Annotated in this window: 16 protein-coding genes; all 16 read right to left on the minus strand. The window is 50.8% G+C overall.

Annotation, left to right across the window (positions count from 1 at the left end):
- Nucleotides 1-18: 18 nt before the first annotated feature.
- Nucleotides 19-945 carry a 16S rRNA (cytosine(1402)-N(4))-methyltransferase RsmH gene (gene rsmH, locus B9Y59_RS09955; RefSeq protein WP_054324373.1) on the minus strand — a complete coding sequence of 309 codons (927 nt, stop codon included), beginning with the start codon at nucleotides 943-945 and terminating at the stop codon, nucleotides 19-21.
- Between the two features lie 89 nt (nucleotides 946-1,034).
- Nucleotides 1,035-1,454 carry a division/cell wall cluster transcriptional repressor MraZ gene (mraZ, locus tag B9Y59_RS09960; protein ID WP_085533222.1) on the minus strand — a complete coding sequence of 140 codons (420 nt, stop codon included), beginning with the start codon at nucleotides 1,452-1,454 and terminating at the stop codon, nucleotides 1,035-1,037.
- Nucleotides 1,455-1,759: 305 nt separating this feature from the next.
- Entirely contained in the window at nucleotides 1,760-2,224 is a 465-nt protein-coding gene (locus B9Y59_RS09965) for an ATP synthase subunit B family protein (protein ID WP_054324402.1), read from the minus strand.
- A gap of 84 nt (nucleotides 2,225-2,308) precedes the next feature.
- Entirely contained in the window at nucleotides 2,309-2,797 is a 489-nt protein-coding gene (coaD, locus tag B9Y59_RS09970; RefSeq protein ID WP_054324374.1) for a pantetheine-phosphate adenylyltransferase, read from the minus strand.
- A 59-nt stretch (nucleotides 2,798-2,856) separates the two neighbouring features.
- Entirely contained in the window at nucleotides 2,857-3,399 is a 543-nt protein-coding gene (gene rsmD, locus B9Y59_RS09975) for a 16S rRNA (guanine(966)-N(2))-methyltransferase RsmD (protein ID WP_085533224.1), read from the minus strand.
- A 101-nt stretch (nucleotides 3,400-3,500) separates the two neighbouring features.
- The gene (gene uvrC / locus B9Y59_RS09980) at nucleotides 3,501-5,366 is read right to left on the minus strand and encodes an excinuclease ABC subunit UvrC (RefSeq protein WP_085533226.1); all 1,866 of its coding nucleotides are present in this window, start codon (nucleotides 5,364-5,366) and stop codon (nucleotides 3,501-3,503) included.
- A gap of 171 nt (nucleotides 5,367-5,537) precedes the next feature.
- Nucleotides 5,538-5,801 carry an HPr family phosphocarrier protein gene (locus B9Y59_RS09985; RefSeq protein WP_054324375.1) on the minus strand — a complete coding sequence of 88 codons (264 nt, stop codon included), beginning with the start codon at nucleotides 5,799-5,801 and terminating at the stop codon, nucleotides 5,538-5,540.
- 275 nt (nucleotides 5,802-6,076) lie between these two features.
- The gene (gene trmD / locus B9Y59_RS09990) at nucleotides 6,077-6,820 is read right to left on the minus strand and encodes a tRNA (guanosine(37)-N1)-methyltransferase TrmD (protein WP_054324376.1); all 744 of its coding nucleotides are present in this window, start codon (nucleotides 6,818-6,820) and stop codon (nucleotides 6,077-6,079) included.
- Complete coding sequence (rimM, locus tag B9Y59_RS09995; protein ID WP_054324377.1) at nucleotides 6,810-7,325, minus strand: ribosome maturation factor RimM; 516 nt, start codon at nucleotides 7,323-7,325, stop codon at nucleotides 6,810-6,812. The genes trmD and rimM overlap by 11 nt, the downstream gene beginning before the upstream one ends.
- Nucleotides 7,326-7,389: 64 nt before the next feature.
- Complete coding sequence (locus tag B9Y59_RS10000) at nucleotides 7,390-7,623, minus strand: KH domain-containing protein (RefSeq protein WP_054324403.1); 234 nt, start codon at nucleotides 7,621-7,623, stop codon at nucleotides 7,390-7,392.
- A 31-nt stretch (nucleotides 7,624-7,654) separates the two neighbouring features.
- A complete protein-coding gene (rpsP, locus tag B9Y59_RS10005; RefSeq protein WP_054324378.1) occupies nucleotides 7,655-7,897 on the minus strand; it encodes a 30S ribosomal protein S16 in 243 nt (80 codons plus the stop codon).
- Nucleotides 7,898-7,962: 65 nt separating this feature from the next.
- Nucleotides 7,963-9,276: a signal recognition particle protein gene (gene ffh, locus B9Y59_RS10010; RefSeq protein WP_054324379.1), complete on the minus strand. Its 1,314-nt coding sequence runs from the start codon at nucleotides 9,274-9,276 to the stop codon at nucleotides 7,963-7,965.
- A gap of 26 nt (nucleotides 9,277-9,302) precedes the next feature.
- Nucleotides 9,303-9,665: a YlxM family DNA-binding protein gene (gene ylxM / locus B9Y59_RS10015; RefSeq protein ID WP_054324380.1), complete on the minus strand. Its 363-nt coding sequence runs from the start codon at nucleotides 9,663-9,665 to the stop codon at nucleotides 9,303-9,305.
- A gap of 72 nt (nucleotides 9,666-9,737) precedes the next feature.
- Nucleotides 9,738-10,421, minus strand: a complete 684-nt coding sequence (locus tag B9Y59_RS10020; RefSeq protein WP_054324381.1) for a hypothetical protein — start codon at nucleotides 10,419-10,421, stop codon at nucleotides 9,738-9,740.
- A gap of 104 nt (nucleotides 10,422-10,525) precedes the next feature.
- Nucleotides 10,526-10,939: an EamA family transporter gene (locus B9Y59_RS10025; protein WP_085534600.1), complete on the minus strand. Its 414-nt coding sequence runs from the start codon at nucleotides 10,937-10,939 to the stop codon at nucleotides 10,526-10,528.
- Between the two features lie 41 nt (nucleotides 10,940-10,980).
- A partial coding sequence (locus B9Y59_RS10030; protein ID WP_143255377.1) for an endonuclease MutS2 occupies nucleotides 10,981-13,314 on the minus strand: 2,334 nt, incomplete at its 5' end.

Below are 13,314 nucleotides of genomic sequence, written 5' to 3' on the forward strand. Positions count from 1 at the left end.
CTCATCTATGTTTTATATCTATAGCTTGATACAAACCCGCAACCGCGCGCTGCGGCTCCTTGGGTTTTGTTCCAATTCTTTTTCCGTCGGAGCAAGTCCTTTTTTATAAAGCAGCTTTGCTCTCGGCTTCTTCCCACAGACACACACAGGAAAATCCGGCGGACACGTACATCCTTGACACCAGGATGCCATGCGCTGCTTGACTATGCGGTCCTCCAGGGAATGAAAGGTGATTACAGCCAAGCGTCCCCCCGGCTTTAAAATTGAGAATGCGGCATCCAATCCGTCCGAAAGAGCGTCCAGTTCGCCATTGACTTCAATGCGCAAAGCCTGAAACGTCTTACGCGCGGGATGTCCCTGTTCTCTGCGTACAGCCGCGGGAACAGAAGCCTTGATGATCTCGGCTAGTTGCCCTGTGGTTTCAATTGGTCCGCTCTCTCGGGCGTGAACAATCCCCTTGGCAATACTCTTTGCGTTACGGTCTTCCCCATAGCGGCTGATAATCCCAGCCAACTCCTGCCAAGAAAGCGTATTCACCAAATCCTTTGCACTGGGACCCTGTTTACTCATACGCATATCAAGCGGTGCATCCGAATGATACGAAAATCCCCTATCAGGGGTATCCAGTTGATAAGAGGATACGCCGATGTCCAAGAGGACACCATCCACAGGCACCAAATCCCGCTCCTTTGCAACTTGAGCCATTTCGCTGAAATTGGCGTGTGCAACAAGGGAACACTTCATCCCCTTCAAGCGTTCTCGCACCACGGCAATCGCATCTGGGTCCTGATCAATCGAAAGCAGTTTTCCAGTTGTTAAACGGCTTGCAATGGCCTTGGAATGGCCACCGCCTCCCGCTGTTCCATCGATGTAGATTCCGTCGGGCTGAATCGCCAAAGAAGCAATCGCCTCATCAAACAACACGGGTTTATGCTGAAATTCCATCTCTGTGCGCCTCCGGTTCCCGGGGCCTGTCCTACGCCTAAAATTCCGTTCGGAAGCGCCCACTGTGGATTCTCTCTAACAAGATACACTTAAAATTGCAGTTCTTCCATCACCTCAATCAAGCTGCTGTCATCCAACTCCGCATTAAACGAAGCCCAGCGTTGGGCATCCCAAAGTTCCGCCCGGTTTGAGGTTCCTATAAAGGCTACATCTTTTTCCAGCCCAGCGTATTCCCGCAAATGCTGTGGAAGAAGGATGCGTCCCTGCTTGTCCGGCTCCACCTCAGCAGCGCCGGAAAAAAAGAAGCGTTGGATACCGCGGGCTTTTCCCATGGGCATTGCCATGATTTTTTCCTGCAATTTAGTCCATTCTGTAGGCGGAAGAACGAAGAGACAATGATCCAGGCCCTTCGTGACATAAAAACGTTCCCCCAGGTCCTCCCGGAACCGGGCGGGAACAATCACGCGGCCCTTCGCGTCAATATTATGTTGGTATTCGCCAATCAACATAACCGCTGTGCCTTTTCAGGGCAAAAGATGGATACTTGAACCACATCGTGCTATTTTGCCCCACCTTCCTCCACTTGTTGATTACGATTATACTCGATTCGTAACAAAAATGCAACTGATTTATTTTGATTATGTCAACTAATCCGACAAATACCGACTCTCTTTTGAACAAAATTCGCTTATTTAGTAGCATAAAAAAATGCACCACAATATCTTGTGGTGCATTTTTTAGGTTAAGAATTGAGATTTTCTATATTATCCAAATATTACCAAATTTTTCTAGCGGAAACTTACAAATGTTTCGATCAATTCTGACCGGAACGCTGAGTCGCTTTGATGTTTTGACGGGTCTTGCGCAGTTCTGCCAGGTTTGCCGCAAGGGCCTCATCTGTACGGCGCATCAGATCGTCCACATACTCGTTTGCTGCTTTCCGCATTTCACGTGTTTTTATCTGTGTTTGCGTCAATAGGTCGTTTGCCTTCTGCTGCGCCTGCTTGACAATCTCATCCTGGTTCACCATCGCCCGGGCCCGCTCTTCTGCGACCCGAATCTTTGTCTCGGCTTCCATCTTTGCCGTGCTGATAATCTGATTGCGATCCGCCACAATCGCTTTCGCTTTGAGCAATTCCTGGGGCAGGTTTTCGCGGATCTCATCCAAAATCTGTTTGACCTCTTCGCCATCCAGCACCGCGCGGCCGCGGCTGAGCGGAAGGTTCCACGCCTTCTCTACCATCTCATACAATTCGTCGATCAGTTCTTCCACGTTCATCGTATTGATCCATCCTTTCAGAGGGCCGCAGAGTTGCGCATGGGAAAACGGAACCGGATACACGCATTCCCACCCAGAATATGTTTACTTCTTCGCGGCATACATTCTTTCTTTGATGTCATCCAAGATACACGCTGGAACAAAGTTAGAGACATCGCCGCCAAAGTTGGCGATCTGTTTGACTATGCTGGAACTCAGGAACATGTTTTCCGACCTGGTAATCATAAATACGGTTTCTAACTCGGAATTGAGTTTCCGATTGGTGAGCGCCTGCTGAAATTCATATTCGAAGTCGGACATGGCCCGCAGGCCTTTGACAATCGCCGTCGCCCCGCGCATCTTGGCATAATCTGCCAGCAAACCGTCAAAGCTGACCACTTCCACACCGCTCATGCCATTGGTGCACTTCTGAATCAGGGCAATTCGCTCTTCCGTGGTGAACATCGTGTGTTTCTCCGGGTTCACCATTACAGCCACAATCACATGATCGAAAATCTTTCTTGCACGTTCAATAATATCCAAATGTCCGATGGTGACCGGATCAAAGCTGCCTGGGCAAATTGCAATTTTCATAGGTCTCTTCCTTTCCAAAACTCTTCCCATGTGTGGAATCCTGTATCCACACGAATCCCTTATAGATCTTTGTGCCGGTAGACCGACAGCACAATCTTTCCATAGCGGTAGTCGCGCTTTTTTTCGAAATCCCCTGCCGCCTCGGGAATCTCCTCGTCGATTGGATGTTCACAGACGAGGACGCCGCCCTTGTTCAGAATAGCCACTGTCAACGGTATCGCCTTTTGTAGTAGGCCTGTCCGATAAGGCGGGTCTAAAAAGGCGATGTCAAAGGGCTCGTTACGGCGTAAAAGAAAGGCTGCATAATCCATATGCAAAACCTTTGCACGCTCTCCCAAACCGGTGCTGGCGATATTTTTTTCAATGATCGATATGGGTTCCTTTCCCGCATCCACAAAGACGGCTTCTCGTGCACCGCGGCTGAGCGCTTCCAAACCGAGCTGGCCAGACCCCGCAAATAGATCCAGCACACGCCGCCCCTCGATCTGAAACTGTAGGATGCTAAACAAAGCCTCCTTTACCCGCTCCGTTGTTGGACGAACATGTTCGCCTTCCAACGTTAAAAGACGTCTGCCACGGGCTGAACCTGTAATAATTCGCATATGCAATGCTCCTTCAAAAATCGAAGACGTAAAATGGTCTTTTTATTATCCCATTATCTTCCGCGTCTGTCAAGCGTGCAGCGATACACGGACTAACGGTTTCAAGGCTTTTGGGGAACCTCTTCGCCATGAAAATGCACGTAGACTTTTCTAGCGGCCGGTTTCGTCATTCCGGGGGCCGCCTCCAATTCAGCAAGGTCCGCCTCCCGGATAGCTGTCAGTGTTCGAAAATGGCGCAAAAGCGCGCGTGCGCGCGTCTCGCCGATCCCTTCAATCTCCGTCAAAGTAGAGGTCAGGGTATTTTTCTTTCGTGTCTGGCGATGATACCCAATTGCAAAACGGTGGACCTCCTCCTGAATAGAGGATACCAGGGTAAACGCCTTGCGATTGGAATTGATTGCAATTTCTCCCCCGTCTTCCGCGATGGCTCTCGTGCGGTGCTTATCATCTTTGACCATACCAAACAGGGCAATATCCAGCCCGGAGGCTTCCAGAATAGGCCGGACCGCAGACACATGGCCCTTTCCTCCGTCCAAAAGGATTAGATCTGGAAGACGCCCAAAGCCCTCTCCACTATCCTTCTGGTCAAAATACTCCTGTAACCGGCGCCCTATAACCTCACGCATGGAACCATAGTCGTCCTGCCCCACAACGGTCTTGATTTTAAACTTCCGGTAAGCGCTTTTCAGCGGACGACCGTTTTCAAAGACCACCATACCCGCTACATTGTCTCCACCGGCCAAATTGCTGATGTCGTATGCCTCAATATAGGCCGGTGGATGCGCCATTCCCAACAGGCGGGCAAGCTCATCCAGCGCGGAAGCCTCTCTGCCAGTCCTTCCGACCGACTGTGCCAATTGCTCGGCTGCATTGTTGCGGCACATCTCCACCAGTTGCGCTTGTTCTCCCTTTTGCGGGACGTAAACCGTCACCTTCCGCCCTGCCTTCTGGCTAAGCCATTCGGAAAGCAAGTCCATATCTGCAGCGGGCGCATCCAGACTCACACGCGGCGGCACACGATCTCGCATGGAGTAATAACGTTCGATAAATTCGCTGCGGGCCGCCTCTGGTTCGCCGATCTCTCCCATCAAGTACGTTTCCCGGTCACACAGGCGGCCATTCATAAAGCGAAACACCTCAAAACAATTTCGCTCAGGGCCTTGTGCCAGTGCAATGATGTCCTGTTCCGGGACCTTTAAGGCTACCACCTTCTGGCGGTCGCTCATGCGCTTGATGGCGGCAAGACGATCGCGGATGCGTGCTGCACGCTCAAACTCAAGGTTTTCCGCTGCTTCTTCCATTTTTTTCGTCAAACTACGCACACATTCCGCACTTCCACCCCGCAAAAAGTCGATCGCTTCTTTGACTGCCTCGTTATAATCCTCCTGCGAAATCTTTCCTTGGCAAGGGGCGCTACATTGCTTGATATAATAATTCAAACAGGGACGTCCTTTCCCGATGTCCTGCGGAAATCTGCGCGAGCAGGAGGGCAGACGAAAGATCTTCAACGCTTCGTCCACCGATTCCTTTGTCGCCCAAGAACTGACAAATGGGCCGATGTAATCCGCGCCGTCGTCCAGCATCTGCTTTGCCTGCGAAATCCGCGGCCATGGTCCTCGGGTTACCTTGATATAATGATACCCCTTGTCATCTTTGAGGAGAATATTGTATTTGGGCGTATGCTGCTTAATCAGGCTGCACTCCAACACCAATGCCTCAAACTCACTGTCCGTTAGAATATATTCAAAGTATTCTACGTTACTGACCATCCGGCGAACCTTTTCATCGTGATTCTTTTCACTGCCAAAATATTGGCTAACGCGATTTTTCAGGGCTTTCGCTTTACCAATATAAATAATCTTGCCGGTCTTATCGTGCATGATATATACCCCGGGATGCAACGGCAGACGCATCGCCTTTTTCCGCAACTCGCGTATGTGCTCCAAACGTTGCTCTTGCTCTTCCATCGAAATTCCCCCCTTTGATTGGACACTCCATTGGTTCATCTATATCTCCGGACCGTAAGGCACCATAAAAAAATGGAACGCCCATCGGGCGTTCCTTTTTCATCTCGTTCCAACCATTGGACTTGACTCATATGGGAACTCTATCCCATACAATTGGACACAGCTGAAAAATTACTCAGCAAAACCGGACTTTACCAGCTCCACCAGATTTTCCACTGCCTCTTCCTCGTCGGAACCATCTGCAATGATGCGGATGGACGTGCCGCCCACAATACCGAGGGACAATACGCCCAGCAGGCTCTTTGCATTCACACGTCTCTCTTCCTTTTCCACCCAAATCGAGGACTTATACTCATTTGCCTTCTGGATAAAGAACGTTGCCGGACGTGCATGGAGACCTACCTGATTCTGAACCAAAACCTCTTTAACGCACATTCTTACTCACTCCTAAAACAAAATCAAAATCAAACCATTCCAACCAACCAAAATCTAAAATACAACACAGCATGAAAGCTAGATCATGCAGTTATTATATCACAATTCGGAAGGCCGTCAACAAATTTGAAAAAACTTTGGATTGATAACCGAATTGGGGCTTTTTTGTCCCCAACTCCTTTGTGCACCTTGCCATGTTTGTTGAAAACTTTTGTGCCGTATTCCATATTTTCAAAAAATCGAGAATGTCAAAATCAGACAGATTGTATAAGTATCTATTCTTTTTCTACATGAGTTTCCAACGAAGCAAGGTATTTTTTGTCCTGTTTGGTCAGCTCTGCCCGGGCAAACAAGTCGGGACGTTTGTGCATAGTGCGCAAAATGGATTGCTCTCTGCGCCAACGGGCAATTGCTGCATGATTACCCGATAAGAGGACGGGAGGGACGCTCCTTCCTCGCCAAGTTGCCGGCCGGGTATACTGCGGATATTCCAGCAAGCCGTCGTAGTGGCTCTCCTCCTCAAAGCAAACATCGTTTGACAGGACGCCATCCTTCATCCGGCAAACCGCGTCCGCAACCACCAGCGCAGGCAGCTCGCCACCGGTCAGCACATAGTCTCCTATGGAAATCTCTTCGTCGACATATGCCTCTAGCACGCGCTCGTCCACACCTTCATAATGCCCACATAGAATGGCAATATTCTCATGCATTGCCAATTCTTTCACTTTTTCTTGGGACAAAACATTTCCCTGGGGAGACATGTACAGAACATAGGGCTTTTTCCCCAACTGTTCTACCAAATCGTCCATGCACAAAGCGATGGGTTCCGCCATCATCAGCATGCCCATCCCACCGCCGAAGAGGGTATCATCTACCCGGTTATGTTTATCATACGCAAAATTACGGATTTGGTGACAGCACACCTGAACCGCTCCACGCTTACGGGCACGTCCGATGATGCTTTCCGCCATGACGGTCTCACACATCTCCGGAAAAAGCGTGAGAATGTCAATTCGCATCGTCAAAGATCCCCCTTATGGGCCGAATTTTGAGAGTGCCCCCGTCGATGTCCACATCGACAATCACATCCGGGATAGCAGGAACCAAATAGTTCACCTTATCCTCCCCGGTCACCTGATAGACGTCGTTCGCCCCTGTGGGCATTACCTCTGTCAATGAGCCATACCGTTTGCCTGTATCCGCATCCATAACGGTCAGACCGATCATATCCTGCACGAAATAGCGCCCTTTGGGCAATTTCACATCTGCTCGATCTAAATAGAGAATCCGGCCGCGCAGCGCATCCGCTTCCTCCACCGTATCGATCCCTTCCAGCTTCAGAAGCAGCAGGCTTTTGTGGACACGCGACGAAACCACCTGTAATTTCTCGCTCCCTCGGTTCCAATATAGCGTATGGATCTTGGCCAAAAAATCCGCAGAATCACACCACGGTTCCACGCGCAGTTCTCCTTTGACCCCATGTGTTCCCACAATACGGCCTGCCTCTAAAAATTGCTTGCGCATTTTTCTTCCTCCTTCGCAGAAAACAAAAAAGAGAGCGGACGCGAGTCTGCCCTCCTTTTTATGCTCAGTCGATCTCAACAGAAATCTTGCTGTTGGTGCGGGTTGCCGCGGCACGCATCACCACACGGATTGCCTTTGCGATGCGTCCCTGCTTGCCGATCACCCGGCCCATGTCCGCCTCTGCAACGTGCAGATGGTACACAATGGAGCCGTCCTCCGCGGAATCGTCAACATCGACGTTCACGGCGGTCGGGTCTTCCACGAGGCCCTGAGCAATTGCAATCAGCAGTTCCTTCATCTTAACCTCCGTATACAACGCATTGCCTCCCTTACAGGATGCCGTTCTTCTTGAACAGCGTCTTCACGGTATCGGTCGGCTGTGCACCGTTCGAAATCCACTTCTTCGCCTTTTCTGCATCGACCTTCACTACAGAAGGCTCCTGCATCGGATCGTACGTACCGATCTCCTCAATGAAACGGCCATCACGCGGATAACGGGAATCTGCAACAACAATGCGATAGAACGGAGCTTTCTTTGCACCCATTCTGCGCAGTCTGATTTTTACTGCCATGTTGATGTTCACCTCCAAAATAGAATCATTTCTATCTCCACCAAAAGTTTTGGTAAGATCACCTTTTAAAATCCAAAGCGGCGCCTTGCGCCCTTCCCTTTGAGCTGCTTTATGAGCTTTTGTGTCTGTTCAAATTGGCGCAACAAACGGTTGACGTCTTCCACACGCATGCCGCTGCCCGCCGCAATCCGGCGCTTACGCGATGGATTGATAATGGAAGGCTTCGCACGCTCCTCTTTGGTCATCGACAAAATAATCGCCGCCATACGGTCCATATCGCGATCATCGATCTCCACATCCTTGAGCTGCTTTTCCATTCCCGGCATTTTGCTGAGGACAGATTTTAGCGGCCCCATCCGTTTGACCTGCTTAAATTGATCCAACAGGTCGTTGAGATCCATTTTGTTTTCCAACATTCTGCGGGATACTTTCTCCGCCGCTTTCTGATCCATTTTGACCTGTGCTTCCTCAATCAGAGTCAGCACATCGCCCATCCCAAGGATTCGAGACGCCATACGGTCCGGATGGAAAACCTCCAAGTCATCCAATTTTTCGCCAGTGCCGGCAAACTTGATCGGCTTGCCCGTCACAGCCCGCACCGAAAGCGCCGCGCCGCCGCGGGTATCGCCGTCAAGCTTTGTAAGGATAACACCGGTAATATCCAGTTTTTCATCGAACGTCTTAGAAACATTGACCGCTTCCTGGCCGGTCATCGCATCGACGACCAACAGAATATCCGTTGGATGAACCGCATCTTTGATATTGTGTAGCTCCTCCATCAGCTTCTCATCGATTTGCAGGCGGCCCGCCGTATCGATAATTACATAGTCGTTGCCATAATCCTTGGCCCTGCGGATTGCCTCTTTGCAAATTTTCACCGGCTTTTCCGTGCCCATTTCAAACACAGCAACTCCCGCTTGGGAACCCACCACTTGCAGCTGCTTAATCGCAGCGGGGCGGTAGATGTCGCCCGCCACAAGCAGGGGCCGGTGGCCCCTGCTTTTCAGCATCTTTGCCAATTTACCACAGTGTGTGGTCTTACCAGAACCCTGCAATCCACACATCATGATAATCGCCGGCGGACTCGGTGGGGAAACCAAACGCGTCTCACCGCCGCCCATCAAGGCGGTCAATTCTTCATCAACAATCTTCACAACCATCTGCGCTGGGGTCAAGCTCTCCATAACCTCCGCGCCGACAGCTCGCTCTGTCACCTTTTTGGTAAAATCTTTTGCAACCTTATAATTGACATCAGCCTCCAGAAGCGCAAGCCGCACTTCTCGCATGGCCTCTTTGACATCGTCCTCGCTCAGTTTTCCCTTCGACTTCAGCCGTTTAAAGGCCGCGGAGAGTTTATCAGCCAGTCCTTCGAATGCCAAATCGTATCTCCCTCCCGCGCGCTTTGCTATTCACATAGCTTTTGCGCCAAGTCTATAATCGTCTGCGCATCCTCCGAAAGATCGTGAGAATACACATAGTGCTTATTATACTCCTGGATGCGTTGGGCCGCTTCGCGGATCTGTTCCAGCCCGCCGCGCATCTCACGAAACCGCTTTGCAAGCCCAAGGCGCTGCTCCATATCGAACAATTGCGCCTCTGCCCGCTTGATGGAATCGCGCACCCCCTGGCGTGTAATTCCCTCGTTGTCGGCGATTTCAGAAAGGGACAGGTCTTCGTTGTAATAGAATTCAATCACCTCACGCTGTTTTTCGGTCAGCATGTCGCCATAGAAATCCAGCAAAAAGGAAATTTCCAAATCCTTTGCCACGTTTGGCCCTCCCTCCAACTGTAAAGCCATTTCCTTTACAGTTGGAGATTATACAACAAAACCTTTCATCTGTCAATCCCCCGCAGCCAGAAACTGTTCCAAATATTGCCCCAGATGGCTCTGAATTCGCTCTAGATTTCCCTGTACCTGTACCTGGAATCCCTTGGGTGTTACTCGCAAATCCTGAACCTTCAGGCCCACCGCGCCGCCTAACACGGTTTCATCGAAAAAGGAATCGGAAACAGAGAGACGCTTTCCTTCGACTTTAACCTCCGAGGGAAGCAGATTTTTTGCAATTTCCAGTACCCATTCCGCCTTAATCGGCAGCCGCCCCAGGTGCACGGTCTGCAATTCTGCCCAGATGGTTTCCGCCTCCGTATCACAACCCACGGTGAAGCGGGCGCTGACCCCCAAGCGCAAACCGGAGTAAGACACCGGAATATAGAACTCCGCCGCCCCATCCTCTACAGAAACACATTGCAGATCTAAAACCTGAAAGCCGCCTCCATGCAGTCCGGCCACTTGGCTGGATAAAAGGCCGCTGACCTCCTCTTTGGTCAATAAAGCCGGCTCCCCTGTAAGCAAAGACTTCGCCAACTTGGGTACGACTGTCTCCGGCTGTGCAGTAGCTTGTACCGTATCCTCATAGGGGTCACTGACCGCCATGCCGATCGTTACGCCCACAGCGGCCAAAAACAACAGTATGAGCGTTATTCCGATAGCCACCCCTTTTCTGCTTTTTCTCGTCTCATTCATTGTGATTCCTCCTTTTCCAGATACTTTCGAAAAGGTCCAGACAGTACAACCGCCTGCCTGGACCTTAATTCCTTATATATGTCGGGGAAAGTTGGATTATACAGTTACAAAATCATAACCAAAGTCCCTGCGGTAATCAGAATTCCACCTATAACGGTCTTTGCATCCACTCTCTCATGCAGGAACAAAAAGGCCAAAACCATGGTGATAACCACACTAAATTTATCAATTGGGACCACCTTGGAAACCGGACCAACTTGAATAGCATGGTAATAGCAGATCCAAGACAGCCCCGTCGCCAATCCGGACAAAATCAAGAACAAAAAGCTCTTCGCAGAGATGTGGCTAATACCGGTCTGCGCTCCGGTTGCAAATACGATCCCCCATGCCAACACTAACACCACAACCGTACGAATTGCCGTTGCCAGGTTGGAATTCATATCCTCAATGCCGATCTTTGCCAGGATGGAAGTCAGCGCTGCAAATACAGCGGAACCAACTGCAAAAACGAGCCACATTCTGTCCTTTTCTCTCCCCTTTGTCATTCGGTTTCCTCGCTTTATTTCAACTCTACGATCGTAACGCCCGCTTCCCCTTCTCCAAAGGTCCCCAGACGGAAGCTTTTTACATTAGGGTGCCTCTTAAGATGCTGTTGTACAGCCGCCCGCAGTGCTCCTGTCCCTTTTCCGTGGATGATAGTGAGCAGATTGATCCCTGCCAATACCGCAGAATCGATGAATTGATCGACGTTCATCAACGCTTCGTCAGAAGTTTGTCCACGCACGTCGAGTTCCATCGCTGCACGAACATTGGCCCGGGTGACGCTTCGGGTAACAGAACCCTGGGGTTTCTTCACAGGCTTTTCTTCCAACAACCGGAGGTTGGAAACCGGTACGCGGGTCTGAATAATGCCAGCCTGAATCAGAGCTGTTTTGCCACCTTTCTCCGGAGGCTGCAAAACGGTCCCCTTCTTGTCGATGTCATAAATCAAAACAGAATCGCCTTTTTTAAGTGGCCTGGGCAAAACATACGCTTCACCGTCCTTCTTTCGGACCGGATCTGCCTCGTTTTCCAGTGCGCGCAGGCCGGATTTAAGCTTTGCCTTTTGCTCTGCGGTCAGCGCTTTATTCTTCTGCTTTTTGAGCTCCTCCATCTCGTTAAGCATGGCATCAATCTGGCCGCGCGTTCGGGCAATCAATTCTGCGGCACGGCGGCGCGCTTCCTCCATCTCACGCTCCGCCTGTGCATCAATGGAATCCTTTCGCTCCTTAGCCGCCCGACTGGCTTCTTCGGCTTCCAAGCGCTGGCGCTGCGCTTCCTTTCGCTCTTCTTCTAAGCGCTGACGGCTTGTCTCCAAGCTTTGAACAACATCCTCAAACCGGGTATTTTCGCTGGAAACCAATTCTCTTGCGTGCTCAACAATCTCTGGCACCATCCCCAGGCGCAAGCAAATGGCAAAGGCATTGGAGCGGCCTGGCACGCCGATCAGCAGGCGATATGTTGGCCGCAGGGTTGTGACGTCGAACTCACAGCATGCATTTTCCACGCCGGGGGTCTGCAAAGCATACGCTTTCAGCTCCGCATAGTGGGTTGTCGCCGCAATGCGCGCCCCCTTTCTCCGCAAAGCCTCTAAAATCGACATGGCCAGCGCCGCCCCCTCGATCGGGTCCGTCCCCGCGCCAAGCTCATCGAGCAAGATCAAACTGGAACCATCCGCGTGTTCCAGAATCTTGATTATGTTTGTCATGTGGGCAGAAAAGGTGGACAGGGATTGCTCAATACTCTGTTCATCGCCAATATCAGCCAAAACATTGGTAAAAATGGATATCTGGCTGTTATCTGCAACGGGCAATAACAGCCCACACATTGCCATTAGTGTTAAAAGCCCGACCGTTTTTAGGGATACTGTTTTTCCGCCGGTATTGGGACCTGTAATCACCAAGGTGTCAAAGTGTATGCCAAGTTCAATATCGGTCGGAACCACTTTTTCCTTGTCGATCAGCGGGTGGCGTGCCCGCTTCAGCTCGATTTTCCCTTCCTCATTGACAAGCGGCATAGTTGCCTTCATTTTGTACCCCAAATTCGCCTTGGCAAAAATCAGATTTAACTCCACCGCCTCTTTGTAGCCGGAGATGATGCCGCTGGCAAAATTGCCGGCTTCTGCGGAGAGTTCCCCCAGAATACGGTCGATTTCCGCTTGCTCTTGGGAGAGCAACACACGAACCTCATTGTTTGCCTCTACAACCGCCATCGGTTCGACGAACACCGTCGCACCGGAAGAAGAGGTGTCGTGCACCAATCCCGGCACGTCACCTCGGCATTCTGCTTTGACGGGCACAACAAAGCGGCCGTCACGCATCGTGATGATCGGGTCCTGTAGGTACTTCTGCGTCACAGGAGAACGCACCATTTTTTCCAGCTGTTCTCTTGCACGAGAAGAAGCGGAACGAATTTTCCTCCGGATCGTTGCCAACTGTGGAGAAGCACTGTCCGCCATCTCCTCTTCGGAAAGAATCGCATGGTTGATCCGTTCCTCCAGATATTTATTCGGCATAATTGCGTCAAATCGATCGTCGAGGATACTTTTGACGCCTTCACTTTTACTGCGCCAATCCACAATTCCACGCAAAGTCCGCAGAACCATCGAAATTCGCAGTAACTCGCCCATATTGAGCGTTCCTCCCGCTTCTGCACGGCGCAGGGAATTCGAAACGTCTTTGAGACCTCCAAAGGACGGCGCTCCAAAACGCGCCATCATCGTGTGGGCCTCGTCCGTCTCCGTTAAAAGGCGTTTGACCTGTGAGAGCGACGTAGCAGGGCGAAGATTTACCGCCAATTCCGCCGCCGCATCACAAGCTGTCTCTTCCGCCAAAAGATGTAATATTTTATCCAG

Origin of the sequence: Anaeromassilibacillus sp. Marseille-P3371 (assembly GCF_900169665.1) — a bacterium.
Lineage (GTDB): Bacteria > Bacillota > Clostridia > Oscillospirales > Acutalibacteraceae > Anaeromassilibacillus.

Coding starts and splice junctions, on each gene's coding strand:
- B9Y59_RS09965 (WP_054324402.1), bottom strand. CDS start 2,224: ATGAACGTGGAAGAACTGATCGACGAATTGTATGAGATGGTAGAGAAG.
- B9Y59_RS10000 (WP_054324403.1), bottom strand. CDS start 7,623: ATGAAGGAACTGCTGATTGCAATTGCTCAGGGCCTCGTGGAAGACCCG.
- uvrC (WP_085533226.1), bottom strand. CDS start 5,366: ATGGAAGAGCAAGAGCAACGTTTGGAGCACATACGCGAGTTGCGGAAA.
- B9Y59_RS10025 (WP_085534600.1), bottom strand. CDS start 10,939: ATGTGGCTCGTTTTTGCAGTTGGTTCCGCTGTATTTGCAGCGCTGACT.
- B9Y59_RS09985 (WP_054324375.1), bottom strand. CDS start 5,801: ATGTGCGTTAAAGAGGTTTTGGTTCAGAATCAGGTAGGTCTCCATGCA.
- rsmH (WP_054324373.1), bottom strand. CDS start 945: ATGGAATTTCAGCATAAACCCGTGTTGTTTGATGAGGCGATTGCTTCT.
- trmD (WP_054324376.1), bottom strand. CDS start 6,820: ATGCGAATTGACATTCTCACGCTTTTTCCGGAGATGTGTGAGACCGTC.
- rsmD (WP_085533224.1), bottom strand. CDS start 3,399: ATGCGAATTATTACAGGTTCAGCCCGTGGCAGACGTCTTTTAACGTTG.
- B9Y59_RS10020 (WP_054324381.1), bottom strand. CDS start 10,421: ATGAATGAGACGAGAAAAAGCAGAAAAGGGGTGGCTATCGGAATAACG.
- coaD (WP_054324374.1), bottom strand. CDS start 2,797: ATGAAAATTGCAATTTGCCCAGGCAGCTTTGATCCGGTCACCATCGGA.
- mraZ (WP_085533222.1), bottom strand. CDS start 1,454: ATGTTGATTGGCGAATACCAACATAATATTGACGCGAAGGGCCGCGTG.
- rimM (WP_054324377.1), bottom strand. CDS start 7,325: ATGCGCAAGCAATTTTTAGAGGCAGGCCGTATTGTGGGAACACATGGG.
- rpsP (WP_054324378.1), bottom strand. CDS start 7,897: ATGGCAGTAAAAATCAGACTGCGCAGAATGGGTGCAAAGAAAGCTCCG.